The organism is Pseudomonas sp. VE 267-6A, from assembly GCF_024126555.1.
In the GTDB taxonomy this organism is placed as follows: Bacteria; Pseudomonadota; Gammaproteobacteria; order Pseudomonadales; family Pseudomonadaceae; genus Aquipseudomonas; species Aquipseudomonas palmensis.
On the sequence record NZ_JAMYBY010000005.1, the window covers coordinates 193,004 to 207,623 of the forward strand.

Here is a 14,620-nt window from a genome sequence, read left to right on the forward strand (position 1 = left end):
CGTTACTCCAAAGTATTCAAGGATTAAACGATCATGGCTGCTAAAGACGTAAAATTCGGCGATTCCGCCCGTAAGAAAATGCTGGTTGGCGTCAACGTTCTGGCTGACGCGGTAAAAGCGACCCTGGGCCCGAAAGGCCGCAACGTGGTTCTGGCCAAGAGCTTCGGCGCGCCAACCATCACCAAAGACGGTGTTTCGGTTGCCAAGGAAATCGAACTCAAGGACGCCTTCGAGAACATGGGCGCCCAACTGCTGAAAGACGTGGCCTCCAAGGCTAACGACGAAGCGGGCGACGGCACCACCACCGCTACCGTTCTGGCTCAGGCCATCGTCAGCGAAGGCCTCAAGGCCGTTGCTGCCGGCATGAACCCGATGGACCTCAAGCGCGGTATCGACAAGGCCACTATCGCCATCGTCAAAGAGCTGAAGAACCTGTCCAAGCCATGCGCCGATTCCAAGGCCATCGCTCAGGTCGGTACCATCTCGGCCAACTCCGACACCTCCATCGGTGAAATCATTGCCGAAGCCATGGAAAAAGTCGGTAAAGAAGGCGTGATCACCGTCGAAGAAGGCTCGGGCCTGGAAAACGAACTGTCGGTTGTAGAAGGCATGCAGTTCGACCGTGGCTACCTGTCCCCTTACTTCGTCAACAAGCCGGACACCATGGTTGCCGAGCTCGACGGCCCGCTGCTGCTGCTGGTCGACAAGAAGATCTCCAACATCCGCGAACTGCTGCCAGTACTGGAAGCCGTTGCCAAGGCCGGTCGTCCGCTGCTGATCGTGGCTGAAGACGTCGAAGGCGAAGCGCTGGCTACCCTGGTGGTCAACAACATGCGCGGCATCGTGAAAGTGGCTGCGGTCAAGGCACCTGGCTTCGGCGACCGCCGCAAGGCCATGCTGCAGGACATCGCCGTTCTGACCGGCGGTACCGTGATCTCCGAAGAAATCGGCCTGAGCCTGGAGTCGACCACCCTGGAGCACCTGGGCAACGCCAAGCGCGTGACCCTGTCCAAGGAAAACACCACCATCATCGACGGTGCTGGCGTTGAAGCCGACATCGAAGCACGCGTCAAGCAGATCCGTGCCCAGATCGAAGAGACTTCCTCGGACTACGACCGTGAAAAACTGCAAGAGCGTCTGGCCAAGCTGGCTGGCGGTGTTGCCGTGATCAAGGTCGGTGCCGGCACCGAAGTTGAAATGAAAGAGAAGAAAGCCCGCGTTGAAGACGCCCTGCACGCTACCCGCGCAGCCGTCGAAGAAGGCGTGGTACCTGGCGGTGGCGTGGCGCTGGTTCGCTCGCTGCAGGCCATTGCCGAGCTCAAGGGCGACAACGAAGACCAGAACGTGGGTATCCAGTTGCTGCGTCGCGCCGTCGAGTCCCCACTGCGCCAGATCGTTGCCAACGCCGGCGACGAGCCAAGCGTGGTAGTCGACAAGGTCAAGCAAGGTTCGGGCAACTTCGGTTACAACGCTGCTACCGGCGAGTACGGCGACATGATCGAAATGGGCATCCTGGACCCTGCCAAGGTGACCCGTTCGGCTCTGCAGGCCGCGGCCTCGATCGGTGGTCTGATGATCACTACCGAAGCCATGGTTGCCGATGCGCCTGAAGACAAGGCTGCCGGTGGCATGCCTGACATGGGCGGCATGGGTGGCATGGGCGGCATGGGCGGCATGATGTAAGCCAGCCTTACCCGCTTGAAGAAGAGCCCCGCCTTGTGCGGGGCTTTTTTATGTCTGGCAGAAACCCTTCGCCAGCCAGGCTGGCTCCTACAGACGTTCAGCGAATCCTGTAGGTGCCAGCCTGGCTGGCGAAGCGGCCAGTGACGGCTTGCGATACAACACCAGCCAGTAGCACCCCAACCCGATCAGCCAGCAGAACACCGCGGTCCACACATTGTGCGAAAAGAAGTGGGCGCCCTGCAGCATCCTGCCCACCGAAAACACCACCCCCAGGCCAAAGGCGAACACCAGCGCGGCCTTGGCCAGGCGTGGCTTGCGATCACGCAGGACAAAAAACAGCGCAAACAGGGTAAACCCCGTGGCCGCATGCCCGCCCGGCCAGCAGCGCCCTGGCTTGTCGGTGGCGGGGCGGGCCTCTAACAGCTTGCTGTAGGTTTCCTGGCCGCCGAATTCGCTCAGGCTCCAGGGGCACTGCACCGCCGTCGCGGCCTTGAGCGGCGTCACGAAGCCGGTCGACAGGCCCATCGCCAGCACCAGGCAACCCAGTTCCCGGCGCCAGCTCTTGAGGCGCTGCAGCACAAAGCTGGCGGCAAAGCCGACGATGGCCAGCACCGCGAACAGGATGACCAGCTCCTTGGCGCGGTCATGCAGGATGTCTTCGAGAAAATAGCTGTGACGACCGATGAACTGGCCCGCCTGCGGGTCGAACGCGAGGTTGGCCAGGGCCATGTCCAGGTCGGTCAGCTCCAGCAGGATCAGGCACACGGCGGTCAGCAGCGGAATGCCCAGGGCAATCCACAGGTTCAGCGGGCGGGACGCGGGCAAAGGGGGAGTGGCAGGCATGGCAGGGTCTAGGCAGGCAATGGAAACTGCCGATTGTGTGCCGCCGCGCCTACGCTATGTGTGAAGCTGGGGTGAAAAAAATGTCAGTTGCGATTAAATCCATGCGGCGCTGGCGGGGCCTGGACGATGGCCTTAAGCTGCGCCTGCCAAGCAGGCAAACGAGGACGGGGGAGAGGTACCGATGCGAATTCTACTGGTTGAAGACAACCGCGATATCCTGGCCAACCTGGCCGATTACCTGGGCCTCAAGGGCTACACCGTCGACTGCGCCCAGGACGGCCTGTCGGGCCTGCACCTGGCTGCCACCGAGCACTACGACCTGATCGTGCTCGACATCATGCTGCCCGGCATCGACGGCTACACGCTGTGCAAGCGCCTGCGCGAGGATGCCCGGCGCGATACCCCGGTGATCATGCTGACCGCCCGCGACCAGCTCGACGACCGCCTGCAGGGCTTTCGCTCCGGCGCCGACGACTACCTGCTCAAGCCGTTCGCCCTGTCGGAACTGGCCGCGCGCATCGAAGCGGTGCTGCGCCGGGCCCAGGGCGGTGGCCGGCGCAGCCTGAACGTCGGCGACCTCAGCTACGACCTCGACACCCTGGAGGTCACCCGCCAGGGCAAGTTCCTCAAGCTCAACCCGGTCGGCCTCAAGCTGCTTGCAGTGCTGATGCAGAAGAGCCCCCACGTGCTGCGCCGCGAGGTACTGGAAGAAGCCCTGTGGGGCGACGACTGCCCCGACAGCGACAGCCTGCGCAGCCACGTCCACCAGTTGCGCCAGGTGATCGACAAGCCATTCGACAAGCCCCTGCTGCATACCGTGCACGGTGTTGGCTATCGACTGGCCGAGGGTCGTGATGGAGTTTAAGCAAAGCCTTGCCCAGCGCATCATCATCGCCTTCGCGCTGATGAGCGCGCTGGTGGCCGGGGCCTTCGCCTTCGGCATCGTGGCCACCGTGCACCTGGTGGAAGAGCGCCTGATCTCCTCGGTACTGGGGGGCGACCTCAAGCGCATGCTGCTGATGGACAGCGTATCGGAGTGGAGCCACCGCCCGCGGCCCGACCAGTTGTTCTACTACAGTGGCGGGCGCGACGACTTCGACCTGCCCAAGGACCTGCGCCACCTCACCCCAGGGTTTCACGAAGTGTTTCGCGAGCACCTGTCGTACCACGCCATGGTCGAGGTGGTGGACGGGCGGCACTACGTGCTGCTGCAGGACCAGAGCGATTTCGAAGAACGCGAGCGCGTGCTGTTCGCCGTGGTGGTGGTGGGTTTCGTGCTCAGCCTGGCACTGGCGGTGTTCCTCGGCTGGGTGCTGGCACGGCGGGTGATGGCCCCGGTGATCCGGCTGGCGCGCCAGGTGCGCCACCGCGACCAGTTGCTGGGCCTGGCGCCGCCCCTGGCGCCGGACTACGCGGCCGACGAAGTGGGGCAACTGGCGGTGGCCTTCGACGCCACCCTGGGGCGCCTGCGCGATGCACTGACCCGCGAGCGGCTGTTCACCAGCGATGTCAGCCATGAACTGCGCACGCCCCTGATGGTGCTGGCCAGCTCGTGCGAGCTGCTGCTGGAGAACCCGGCCATCGACAATCGCGCCCGCGCCCAGGTCGAGCGCATTTCGCGGGCCACCGAAGAAATGCGCGAGCTGGTGCAGACCTTCCTCATGCTCGCCCGCGCCCAGCGCGACGAGGGTGCCGTCGCTTCGCGGGCAAGCCTGCGTGAGGTGGGCAACGAACTGATCGGCGTCTGGCGCGACACCATCGAGCAGAAGGGGCTGACCCTCACCTACCACGACACCGGCGCACTGCCGACCCTGTACAACGCCACGTTCCTGCAATCGGTGATGGGCAACCTGCTGCGCAATGCGGCGCACTACACCGACCAGGGGTACATCCGCCTCACCCTGGAGCCCGATGGCTTCACCGTCGAGGACAGCGGCGTGGGAATTCCCGAGGAGCATCGCGAGGCCATGTTCCAGCCGTTCGTGCGCGGCGGCGAAAAACGCGGGGAAGGGCTCGGGCTGGGCCTGTCGCTGGTGCAGCGGATCTGCGAGGACCAGGGCTGGAGCGTCAGCCTGAGCGCCGCCGAACCCCATGGTTGCCGGTTCCATGTGAAATTGGGCACGGCTGGGTCGCAGGCCTCCGGAAACACCTTGTAACTTACCGACGCAACCTGACATTTTTTTCACGTTCGCATGACCTGACGCCAACGTCGCCCTGCTTAAGGTAGGCGGCATTGGAGTCAGGAGATGCACCATGCGCAGTCCCATCAAGCTCAAGTTTTCCGAAAAGTACGACGAGCAGCACGCTCAACAGTACCTGCACAAGCACCAGGACGGCATTGCCCGCCGCTTGTCCCACCAGCGTGACGAGCAATTGGCCCGGCGTGCCCTGGCGCTGGCCGGGGAGCCTGGCCTGGTGCTGGACCTGCCCAGCGGTGCCGGCCGTTTCTGGCCGCTGCTGGCCGAAAAGGCCAACCGCGTGATCATCGGCGCCGACAATTCCGCCGCCATGCTGCAGATCGCCTGCGGGTCGCAACCGGCAGAAGTGGTCAAACGGGTACGGCCCTTGCAGACATCAGCCTTCGCCATCGATCTGCCAGACAACGCGGTAGACAGCATTTTCTGCATGCGGCTGTTCCACCACATTGGCGAAGCGGCCCATCGTAAGGCGATTCTTTCGGAGTTTCAACGGGTTAGCCGCGACAGCGTGATCATCTCGTTGTGGGTGGACGGCAACATCAAGGCCTGGCGGCGTAAACGCCTGGAAGCACGCCGTAACAACGGGCAGGCCGATGGCAGTTACCAGAACCGTTTTGTGTTACCAGCTGCTACGGTTGAACAGGAGTTCGAGGCCGCAGGTTTCCGTATTCAGGAACGAATGGACTTTTTGCCGTTCTATGCGATGTGGCGAGTTTACGTATTGCGCAAGGGGTGAAGGAATGGCTGTGGAAGGAACGGGCGGTACGGCGGTCTCGGATCAATTCGATTACTTCTGGCAGCGCCAGGGCGAATGGGTGGAGGCACCCAACCAGCGGCGTGGCGGCGAAAGCGGCGTGCAGCGCCTGAGCGACGAGACGGGCCATCTGCTGTATGCCAAGCGCCAGGTCGGGCATATCTACCGCAGCCTGCTGCACCCCTTCGGTCGCCCCACGGTATTGCGTGAGTTCGCTGCCCTGAGCAGTTTCGAGCAGTTGGGCGTGCGGGTGCCGCATATCGTCTATTGCGGCGTGGAGCGCGATGCCCAGCACCAGTGGCGGGCGCTGCTGGTCAGCGAGGCGCTGGACGGTTTCGAGGAGATCGACCTGTGGTACGCCGGCGGCGGGCGCGAGCAGCACGGCGAGGTGCTGCACGACCGGGTGCTCGAGGACCTGGCCGGCAACCTGGCGCGCATGCACCGCGGGCACTGGCAGCATGGCTGCCTGTACAGCAAGCATATTTTCGTGAAGGTGACCGGCGAGGGCGCGGATGCGCGTGCCGAGGTCGCCTTGCTGGACCTGGAGAAGTGCCGCCGGCGCATCAGCTGCCAGCGTGCGGCCGCCAATGACCTGAAGCAACTGCGCCGCCATTCGTCGTGGAACGATGCGGACTGGAAGAAGTTGCTCTATTTTTACGAAGTGGCGTTTGGCAGCGCTGTCAAAGGTTTAGAGCAATGAAACTAGAAATAGCACGAGGTTTGTTTCTGCTTGTGGCGTTGGCGGTGGCTTCGGTGGCTTTCGCCGCGTGGGAGGAGCCGCGTCCGCAGGTGCTCAGTTCCATCGACCTGGGCGCGCAGTGTCCGCTGCCGCGGACGGCCAAGCCGGTCGTCACGGCGCAACCGGACCATGACCTGCTGTTGTTCCTGTTCGGCATGAGCCGGGGGCTGCGCTCCAACGGGTGATGAAGTGTATCGACGCGGGTCAAGCCCGCTCCCACAGGGTTGCAGTGATCCTTGCGGGAGCAGGCTTGACCCGCGATGCGTTCAACTCGATTCCAGCGCCGTACTTGGCATTTCCTTCCTGGCCAGCAACGTATACACGCACGGCAACACGAACAACGTGAACAGCGTGCCCACCGACATCCCGGTGGCGATCACCATGCCGATGTCGAACCGACTCACCGCCCCGGCGCCCGTCGCCAGTATCAGCGGCACCATGCCGAATACCATCGCCGCCGTGGTCATCAGCACCGGCCGCAGGCGTATCGCTGCCGCTTCCTCTACGGCATCCCGCGCAGTCAGCCCCTTGTGCAGGCGCAACTGGTTGGCGAACTCGACGATCAGGATGCCGTGCTTGCTGATCAGCCCGATCAGCGTCACCAGCCCCACCTGGGTGTAGATGTTCATGCTCGACCACCCCAGAAACAGCGGGATCAATGCTCCACAGATCGACAGGGGCACCGTCACCAGGATCACCAGCGGGTCGCGGAAACTCTCGAACTGCGCCGCCAGCACCAGAAAGATGATCGCCAGCGCCAGGCCGAAGGTCACCCACAGCGCACTGCCTTCCTGCACGAACTGACGTGCCTGCCCGCTGTAGTCGAAGGCGAAGCCTGCCGGTGCCTCCTGCTGGGCGATGCTGCGCACCGTCTCCAGGGCCTCGCCCATGCTCACCAGCGGGAAGCCCTGGATGATCGCCGAGTTCAGCTGCTGGAACTGGTTGAGCTGGCGCGGCCGCGCGCGGTCGCTGACGCTGATCAGGGTCGACAGGGGCAGCATCCGGCCCTGCTCGTTCTTCACGTAGTAGTTGTTCAGCCAGCCGGGGTTGTCGCGGTAGGCCTGCTCGACCTGGGCGATCACCTTGTAGCTGCGCCCCTCGATGGTGAAGCGGTTGATCTCGGCCTCGCCCAGCAGCGTGGCCAGGGTGCCGCCCAGGGCATCCATCGACACCCCCATCTGCGCCGCCTTGGCCCGGTCGATATCCACCACCACCTCCGGCTTGTCGAATGCCAGGTCGATGTCCAGGAAGGCGAACTTGCCCGAGGCCTGGGCGCGGTCCTTGACCCGTTGCGCCACTTCCAGCAACGACACGTAGTCATTCGGCGTGTTGATCACGAAGGCGAATGGCAGGCCTTCGCCGGTGCCCGGCAGGGAGGGCAGGTTGAAGCCGAAGATCTGCAGGCCGCTGATGGTCGCCAGCTTGGCCTGCACCTCGGGCAGCAACTCCATCTGGGTGCGGCTGCGCTGGTTCCACGGCTTGAGCAGAAAGCCGCCGATGCCCGATTGCACGCCGTTGAAGCCGTTGATCTGGAACGAGGAGTAGTACTCGGGGAATGACTTGAAGATCGTGATGAACTCGTCGGTGTAGGCGTTCAGGTAATCGAGGTTGGCCGGTTGCGGGGCGGTGGCCATCATGAAGATGATGCCCTGGTCTTCGTCCGGGGCCAGCTCGTTCTTGCTGAACATCAGAAACACCGGGATCAGGCACAGCACGATCAGGGCGAACACGATCACCACCGGCCGGGTCTCGAGGGTGCCGTGCAAAAGCGTCTGGTAGCGGCGCTTGAGTCGCTCGAACAGCTGGTCGAGGCGATGGGCCAGGCCGCTGGGGTTCTGCTCCGGGCGCAGCAGCAGGGCACACATCATCGGCGACAGGGTCAGCGCGACGATGCCGGAAATCACCACGGCCCCGGCCAGGGTCAGGGCGAACTCCTTGAACAGGGCCCCGGTGAGGCCCTCCAGGAAACCGATGGGGGCGTACACCGCCGCCAGGGTGATGGTCATCGATACCACTGGCATGGCGATCTCCCGGGCGCCTTCCAGCGCGGCGTCGAACGGCGTCTTACCCTCCTCGATATGGCGGTGGATGTTCTCCACCACCACGATCGCATCGTCCACCACCAGGCCGATGGCCAGCACCATCGCCAGCAGCGTCAACAGGTTCAGCGAGTAGCCCATCAATTGCATGAAGAACAGCACGCCGATCATCGACAGCGGGATGGTGATCACCGGGATCAGCACCGAACGCAGCGCGCCGAGAAACAGGAACACCACCACGATCACGATCAGCACCGCCTCGACCAGGGTCTTGACCACCTCGTCGATGGAGGCCTGGATGAACAGCGTGGCGTCATAGGCGATGGAGGCCTTGAGGTTGGGCGGCAACTGCGCTTCCAGCTCCGGCATCAGCTTGCGCACCTCCTTGATCACGTCCAGCGGGTTGGCGGCCGGGGTGGCCTTGATGCCGATGTACACCGACGGCGTGCCGTCGAACGAGCTGACCGTGTCGTAGTTCTCCGCGCCCATCTCCACCCGTGCCACATCGCCCAGCAGCACGCGGCTGTCGCCCTTGGTCTTGAGCGGGATGGCGGCGAAGGCTTCGGCCGACTTGAGTTCGGTGGTGGCGTTGATGCTGGTGACCACGTACTGGCCCTTGACCTCGCCGGCGGCGGACAGGAAGTTGTAGCGGCGCACCGCGGCAGTCACATCGCCGGCGCTCAGGCCGTAGCCGGCCAGCTTCACCGGGTCGATCCACAGGCGCATGGCGAACACCTGGTTGCCGAGAATCTCGGCTTCGGCCATGCCGGGCAGGGTGGCGAGCTTGGGCTGGATCACCCGCGACAGGTAGTCGGTGATCTGCGGGTTGCTCAGCTCCTTGCTGTAGAAGCTGATGTACATCAGCGCCGAGGCATCGGCGGCCTCCTTGCTCAGCACCGGGTCCTCGGCGTCCTGGGGCAGCTTGTTCTTGACCTCGTTGGCCTTGGCCAGCAGCTCGGTGAACAGCCGGTCGCTGTCGGAGCCGATGCGCGCGTAGATCGAGATCACCGAAAAATTCTGCCGGCTCACCGAGGTCATGTAGTCGATGCCTTCGGCACTGGCCAGGCTCTGCTGCAGGGGCTGGGTGATGTAGCCCTGGATGGTTTCGGCGTTGGCCCCTGGGTAGGCGGTGGTCACCGTGATCAGGGCGTTTTCCATCTGCGGGTACTGGCGGATCGGCAGCTTGCTCCAGGCCTGGAACCCCAGCAGCACGATCAGCAGGCTGACCACGCTGGCCAGCACCGGGCGACGGATGAACGGGTCGGTAAAGGCCATGGCGGTTCCTTGGTCAGTCGGCGCCGGGCTGGCTGGTCGGTTCGGCTTGCAGGGTCTTGTCGGCGCTCAGGGTGACGGCAGCGCCCTGGGTCAGCTTCAACTGGCCGGCGGTGACCACCGTTTCGCCGGGCGTGAGGCCCTTGGCGATCACCACCAGGCCGTCGCGGCGCTCGCCGGTCTCGACGAAGCGCCGCTCGGCGATCAGTTGCGGCTGGCCATCGGCCGTGGTCTGCACCTTGCCGTCTTCGGACTTTTGCGGCACGGCGACATACACCGAGTTGCCATAGAGGGTGTAGGTGACGGCGCTCTGCGGCACCACCACCGCGTTGCGCGGGTTGGGCAGCAACACCTGCAGGCTGGCGAACATGCCCGGCAGCAACGTGCCGTCGGGGTTGGCCAGGGTGGCGCGCACCTGCAGGTTGCGGGTGGTGTCGTCGACCTTGGGGTTGATCGCGCTGAGGGTGGCGGTGAAGCTGCGATGCGGGTAGGCGGCCACCGAGACCAGCGCCTGCTGGCCGAGGCTGAGGTTGGGCAGCGCCTGTTCCGGCACGAAGAAGTCGACATACAGGCTGCTCAGGTCCTGCAGGGTGGCGATCACCGTGCCGCTGGCCAGGTAGCTGCCCAGGTCGACCTGACGGATACCGATGGTGCCGGTGAACGGCGCGTTGATGCTCTTTTTCGCCAGGGATGCCTTGAGTTGCGCCACTACCGCCTGGTTGCGCAGCAGTTGGGCGCGCAGGCGGTCGAATTCGCCCTTGGAGATGGCCTGGCTGCCGACCAGCTGGCTGCCTCGCTGATAATCCACCTGGGCCAGCCCGAGGTCGGCCTGGGCGGTGCCGAGCAGGGCAGTCTCGACGTCGCTGTCCAGCTGCAGCAGCAGTTGCCCGGCCTTGACCTGCTGGCCGGATTCGAAGTGCAGGGCCTTGACCGTGCCGGCGATCTCCAGGCTCAGGTCCACCCCTTGCAGGGCCTTGAGGCTGCCCACGGCGGGCAGGCGGCTTTGCCAGGGCTGCTCGCGCGCCTCGGCGGCGGCAACGCTGACCGGCGGCTTGGGCGCGGAGAACTGCTGGATCTGGCGGTAGATGGACAAGCCCTTGTAGCCGCCCAGGGCCAGCACCAGCAGCAGGACGATACCCAGCATGATGAGCATGCGACGGCGCAGCATGGACCAGCTCCCTGGAGGCGTTGTTGCGCAAGTCTAGTCGGTCGCGGCGCAGGGGGCGGTGTGCTGGTTCGGTATATTTTATGTTGTCTGTACCGACGTCATCGCGGGTCAAGCCCGCTCCCACAAGGTTCCAGGTGTTCCCTGTGGGAGCGGGCTTGACCCGCGATTGCTATATCAGATCAGGTGCAGATGGTTGTCCCACAACCCTGAAGGCAGTTGCAGCGGTTGCCCCACCAGCGCTGCCTTGCGGCAGTCGTACAGCCGGCAACGCCCTTGCCCGGAGGTCACCACAAAGCCATCGGCCACTGCGCCCACGCCCGCGCAGTCCGGCATCGGCGCATCCAGCTTCACCTCGGCGCTGTCCAGGTCCCAGATGAACAGGCGGTTGGCCCGTGGCGCGGTCATCGCCACCAGTCGCAGCTCGCTGTGCACCGCCACGCTGGCGGTGTACTGGGCCATGGACTGCAACTGGCGCTCCGGCACCGGGAAGGCCACGAACGGCTGCCCCGGACGCTTGATCGCCAGCAATTCGGCGGTTTCGTCCGAGCCGCCCATGAACTGCTGGCACGCCAGCACGGTGCCGTCGTCGGCAATCGCCAGGTGGCGCACGCTGTTCATCTGCTGGCTCAGGGTTTCCTTGCTCAGCAGGGTGCCGTCGCGCTGCATCAGCACCAGGCTGGGCTGCATCGCATCCAGGTTCATCTCCACCCGGCTCTCGGCTTCGGTGCGGATACCGCCATTGGCCACCACCAGGGTCTCGCCGTCAGGCAGCCACGACACCTGGTGCGGGCCGATGCCGTGGGTCGGGATTTCCGAATGATGGGCCAGGCGTTCGCCTTCGAAGCGGTACACACCCAGTACGCCACGGCCCGGGTCGGTGGTGTCGTTCTCGGTGGCGTACAGCCATTCGCCACCCTTGTGGATCACCGCGTGGCCATAGAAGTGCCGGTTCGGCTGCGAGGCCAGGGTCTGCAGCAGGCGCCCGTCGCGCAGGTCGATCAGGTAGCTCTCGGTGCCGGGGCGGCGCGCCACGAACAGCGCGATCGGCCGCTCGGGGTGGTTGATGATGTCATGGCAGCGCAGGCCGACCTGGGTGGCGAACACCTGGGTGCCGTCCAGGCGATAGCCCACGGCATAGTGCTTGCCGTCGGCATCGTCACGGGCCGACAGCAGCAGTGGCTGCTGGCCCTTGCTGCGCCACAGGGTCCAGCCACCCAGGGTCAGGGCGCTGAGCAGCACGCTACCGAGTTTGAGGGCCTGGCGTCGCAACATGATCAGTCACCGTCGTTGGCATTGAAGCCCAGCTGGATGTTCAGCGCCTTGGCCAGTTCACCTTCATGCAGGCGGTGAACCACGTTCAGGCTGTCGTAGAAGGCGTTCAGTTGCTCGCGGCCGGCATCGTCCTGGAGCATTTCGCCCAGGGGCCGATCGATTGCCTTCAGTTGCTTGAGGGCATCAGCATAGGCCGCGTCGATCTTGTCGGCCAGGGCCTTCTGGTCCTTGCCCAGCAGGCCGCGCAGGCCCTGGTTGTCGACCCCGACCCACACGGTCTGGGCGGCGATCAGGCTGGCTTCCAGGCTCTTGAGCGAGGAGTGGCTGCGCCAGGCTTCAGCCTGCAGCGGCTGCGGGATGCCCTTGCTCAGGCGACCCATCGGCGTGCCGAGCTTCTTCTTCAGGGTGTCCAGCGCGGTGACCTGGGCGCGCAGCAGGTCGGCGATCGCTTCATGGGAGTCGGCGTAGCGCTGGTTGGGGAACTTGGTCATCTGCGCCAGCATGCCGTCGGTGCTGTTCCAGCCCTTGAGGATCTCTTCGGCGAGGTTCTTCTGGTGTTCGCCGATGGCCACCAGCAGCGGGCAGTAACGGGCCTTCTGTTCGGCGGTGGCGACGTCCGGCTTGCTGTCGAACAGGATGTACTCGTAGGCCGACAGGCCGCGCACCACGACGCTGGACTTGGCCACGGTCTCGGCATCCACCGGCTTGTCGCCGTTGACCAGTTGCTCGACCTGACGGCCCACCAGGTTCTTCTTGTCGGGCCAGAACTGCACCTGCCAGGCGCGGTTGCCCTCGGCCAGCGGGCCGATCAGCAGCGGTTGCAACTCGGCCCAGGCTTTTTGTGCGTGCAGGAAGTCGGCGCGTGCGGTGGCTAGGTCGGCCTTGCCTTCGCAGAAGGCCAGGGCGCTGACGGCCAGCTGGCGGTCGGCTTCGACCCAGCGGCTGTAGGTCGGCAGGATCACCTGCTTGGCGATCGCGGCAGAGGTCACGGCCTGCGGGTCCTGCGGCGAGCAGGCGCCCAGGGCGATGGCGGCGAGGCTGGTGAACAACAGCTTGGGACGGAACATGTCCGGCTCCTTCTCTAGAGTGAGTTCAGGAACGCCAGCAACGCGGCGCGTTGCTCGGCATTGAAGGTCAAGACGTGCTGGCGCGCAGGCTCGGCTTCGCCGCCGTGCCAGAGCACGGCCTCGAGCAGGTTGCGGGCGCGCCCGTCATGCAGAAACTGGGTATGGCCACTGACGGTCTGGTTCAGGCCGATGCCCCACAGCGGCGCGGTGCGCCAGTCCTGGCCACCGGCGGCGAATTCGCTGCGGTTGTCGGCCAGCCCCGGGCCCATGTCGTGCAGCAACAGGTCGCTGTAGGGGCGGATGGTCTGGTTGGCCAGCTCCGGCTCGGCGGCATTGGCCGAGGTGGTGAATGTGGGGGTGTGGCAGCCCTGGCAGCCGGCCTGGAAGAACAGGTTCTTGCCAGCCAGCACCTGGGGCGAATCGACGTCCTTGCGTACCGGCACCGCCAGGTTGCGGGTGTAGAACAGCACCAGGCGCAGGATGTTGTCGCTGACCTCCTGCTCGCCATCGGCGCCGTTGCCATTGGGCTGGGCCAGGCAATCGAGCTGCGCCGGGGTGCAGTCGTCGCGCGGCACCAGGCTGCTGGTCAGGCCCATGTCGCTGGAGAACGCATGGGCATTCTGCTGGTTGAGGTTGGGTTGCCCGGCCTTCCAGCCGAAGCGGCCAAGTACCTGCTTGCCCTGGGCGTCGTCCCATACCAGGTTGGGCCGGCCACGAATGCCGGTGCCGTTGCGCCCCTCGGGGTCGGCGTTGGCCAGGATGGCCTCTTCAGGGATGGCCTCGAGCAGGCCCAGGCCGATCATCGGCGGCGCGACGCGTGCCGAGAAGCGTGTGTCGGGGTGCATCGGGCCGTAGCCAAGCTGGGTGATCTGCAGCTGCGGCTTGCGCAGTTCGACCTGGGTGCCGTCCTTGAAGGTGACGTTCACCGGGGTGTAGCTGACCCGCACCTTGCCCTCGGGGGCCACGCCGGGCACGGCCATGTCCTGCAACTGCCCGCCATAGACCGGCTCGGGCACGATGCCCAGTTGCTCGATCACCTTGGCGTATTCGGGCTGGTCGGGGATCGACAGGCGCACCAGCATCGATACCGCGTTTTTGGCGCCCTCTGCGGGCGGGTGCCCGCGCCCGTCGCGAATATGGCAGTTCTGGCAGGCGTTGGTGTTGAACAGCGGGCCCAGGCCATCGCGTGCGGTGGTGGTGGACGGGGCGATCACCCACGGGCTGCGGAAGAAGCTGTTGCCCACGCTGAAGTCCAGGCGCTGGCTCGGGGTGAGGTTGGCCGAGGGCATGGAGTAGGCGTTGCGGTCGCGCTTGTTAACGGTGGTGCTGCCACCGGCACGTGCCTCGCCAGGTTCGGCCTTGGTGAAACGCGGGGCGTCGTCACAGGCGCTCAGGGCCAGGGCCAGCAGCAGGGGAAGGGCGCGGTGAAGCGGAGCGGGCATCGAGAATCCTGAATGGCTAGCGTAAAACCGGCGTGCAAGCTTAGCAGGCGCGGGGGATATGAATAAGAGGGATTTGCGTTTGCTGGATGAAATCTGCTTCAGCTTCCAGCGAAGAGGTCCCACAAAAAAAGGCGACCCGAAGG

12 protein-coding genes are annotated in these 14,620 nt (G+C 64.9%); 6 read left to right on the top strand and 6 right to left on the bottom strand.

Annotated features, from left to right (window positions below):
* Window positions 1-33: 33 nt before the first annotated feature.
* Complete coding sequence (groL, locus tag NJH59_RS07560) at window positions 34-1,683, top strand: chaperonin GroEL (protein ID WP_043862090.1); 1,650 nt, start codon at window positions 34-36, stop codon at window positions 1,681-1,683.
* A gap of 87 nt (window positions 1,684-1,770) precedes the next feature.
* On the opposite strand, the gene NJH59_RS07565 is transcribed toward groL, so the two are convergent.
* Entirely contained in the window at window positions 1,771-2,526 is a 756-nt protein-coding gene (locus tag NJH59_RS07565) for a phosphatase PAP2 family protein (RefSeq protein ID WP_054914826.1), read from the bottom strand.
* A gap of 181 nt (window positions 2,527-2,707) precedes the next feature.
* On the opposite strand from NJH59_RS07565, the gene colR reads away from it, so the two are divergent.
* The 5 genes from colR to NJH59_RS07590 all read left to right on the top strand — a co-directional run bounded on the left by colR (window position 2,708) and on the right by NJH59_RS07590 (window position 6,402).
* The gene (gene colR, locus NJH59_RS07570) at window positions 2,708-3,391 is read left to right on the top strand and encodes a two-component system response regulator ColR (RefSeq protein ID WP_043862092.1); all 684 of its coding nucleotides are present in this window, start codon (window positions 2,708-2,710) and stop codon (window positions 3,389-3,391) included.
* On the top strand, window positions 3,381-4,682 hold the full coding sequence (locus tag NJH59_RS07575; protein ID WP_043862093.1) for a HAMP domain-containing sensor histidine kinase: 1,302 nt from the start codon (window positions 3,381-3,383) through the stop codon (window positions 4,680-4,682). Before colR ends, NJH59_RS07575 begins: the two co-directional genes overlap by 11 nt.
* 97 nt (window positions 4,683-4,779) lie before the next feature.
* Complete coding sequence (locus NJH59_RS07580; RefSeq protein ID WP_043862094.1) at window positions 4,780-5,460, top strand: class I SAM-dependent methyltransferase; 681 nt, start codon at window positions 4,780-4,782, stop codon at window positions 5,458-5,460.
* 4 nt (window positions 5,461-5,464) lie between these two features.
* The gene (locus NJH59_RS07585; RefSeq protein WP_116052217.1) at window positions 5,465-6,178 is read left to right on the top strand and encodes a lipopolysaccharide kinase InaA family protein; all 714 of its coding nucleotides are present in this window, start codon (window positions 5,465-5,467) and stop codon (window positions 6,176-6,178) included.
* Window positions 6,175-6,402 (top strand): hypothetical protein, encoded by a 228-nt coding sequence (locus NJH59_RS07590; RefSeq protein ID WP_043862096.1) that lies wholly within the window; start codon window positions 6,175-6,177, stop codon window positions 6,400-6,402. The genes NJH59_RS07585 and NJH59_RS07590 overlap by 4 nt, the downstream gene beginning before the upstream one ends.
* Window positions 6,403-6,483: 81 nt before the next feature.
* Here NJH59_RS07590 and NJH59_RS07595 read toward each other — a convergent pair whose 3' ends face one another.
* The 5 genes from NJH59_RS07595 to NJH59_RS07615 form a co-directional block, all read right to left on the bottom strand.
* Window positions 6,484-9,531: a multidrug efflux RND transporter permease subunit gene (locus tag NJH59_RS07595; RefSeq protein ID WP_054914825.1), complete on the bottom strand. Its 3,048-nt coding sequence runs from the start codon at window positions 9,529-9,531 to the stop codon at window positions 6,484-6,486.
* A gap of 13 nt (window positions 9,532-9,544) precedes the next feature.
* Window positions 9,545-10,696, bottom strand: coding sequence for an efflux RND transporter periplasmic adaptor subunit (locus NJH59_RS07600; RefSeq protein ID WP_043862098.1), 1,152 nt, complete (start codon window positions 10,694-10,696; stop codon window positions 9,545-9,547).
* 174 nt (window positions 10,697-10,870) lie between these two features.
* Window positions 10,871-11,968 (bottom strand): DUF1513 domain-containing protein, encoded by a 1,098-nt coding sequence (locus NJH59_RS07605; RefSeq protein ID WP_229589903.1) that lies wholly within the window; start codon window positions 11,966-11,968, stop codon window positions 10,871-10,873.
* 2 nt (window positions 11,969-11,970) lie between these two features.
* Complete coding sequence (locus NJH59_RS07610) at window positions 11,971-13,035, bottom strand: imelysin family protein (protein WP_043862100.1); 1,065 nt, start codon at window positions 13,033-13,035, stop codon at window positions 11,971-11,973.
* Between the two features lie 14 nt (window positions 13,036-13,049).
* On the bottom strand, window positions 13,050-14,477 hold the full coding sequence (locus tag NJH59_RS07615; RefSeq protein ID WP_236176833.1) for a di-heme oxidoredictase family protein: 1,428 nt from the start codon (window positions 14,475-14,477) through the stop codon (window positions 13,050-13,052).
* Between the last annotated feature and the right edge of the window lie 143 nt (window positions 14,478-14,620).

What these genes read in the sequence shown, in the direction of transcription:
- groL (WP_043862090.1), top strand. Translation starts at nt 34, where the DNA reads ATGGCTGCTAAAGACGTAAAATTCGGCGATTCCGCCCGTAAGAAAATG.
- NJH59_RS07565 (WP_054914826.1), bottom strand. Translation starts at nt 2,526, where the DNA reads ATGCCTGCCACTCCCCCTTTGCCCGCGTCCCGCCCGCTGAACCTGTGG.
- colR (WP_043862092.1), top strand. Translation starts at nt 2,708, where the DNA reads ATGCGAATTCTACTGGTTGAAGACAACCGCGATATCCTGGCCAACCTG.
- NJH59_RS07575 (WP_043862093.1), top strand. Translation starts at nt 3,381, where the DNA reads ATGGAGTTTAAGCAAAGCCTTGCCCAGCGCATCATCATCGCCTTCGCG.
- NJH59_RS07580 (WP_043862094.1), top strand. Translation starts at nt 4,780, where the DNA reads ATGCGCAGTCCCATCAAGCTCAAGTTTTCCGAAAAGTACGACGAGCAG.
- NJH59_RS07585 (WP_116052217.1), top strand. Translation starts at nt 5,465, where the DNA reads ATGGCTGTGGAAGGAACGGGCGGTACGGCGGTCTCGGATCAATTCGAT.
- NJH59_RS07590 (WP_043862096.1), top strand. Translation starts at nt 6,175, where the DNA reads ATGAAACTAGAAATAGCACGAGGTTTGTTTCTGCTTGTGGCGTTGGCG.
- NJH59_RS07595 (WP_054914825.1), bottom strand. Translation starts at nt 9,531, where the DNA reads ATGGCCTTTACCGACCCGTTCATCCGTCGCCCGGTGCTGGCCAGCGTG.
- NJH59_RS07600 (WP_043862098.1), bottom strand. Translation starts at nt 10,696, where the DNA reads ATGCTGCGCCGTCGCATGCTCATCATGCTGGGTATCGTCCTGCTGCTG.
- NJH59_RS07605 (WP_229589903.1), bottom strand. Translation starts at nt 11,968, where the DNA reads ATGTTGCGACGCCAGGCCCTCAAACTCGGTAGCGTGCTGCTCAGCGCC.
- NJH59_RS07610 (WP_043862100.1), bottom strand. Translation starts at nt 13,035, where the DNA reads ATGTTCCGTCCCAAGCTGTTGTTCACCAGCCTCGCCGCCATCGCCCTG.
- NJH59_RS07615 (WP_236176833.1), bottom strand. Translation starts at nt 14,477, where the DNA reads ATGCCCGCTCCGCTTCACCGCGCCCTTCCCCTGCTGCTGGCCCTGGCC.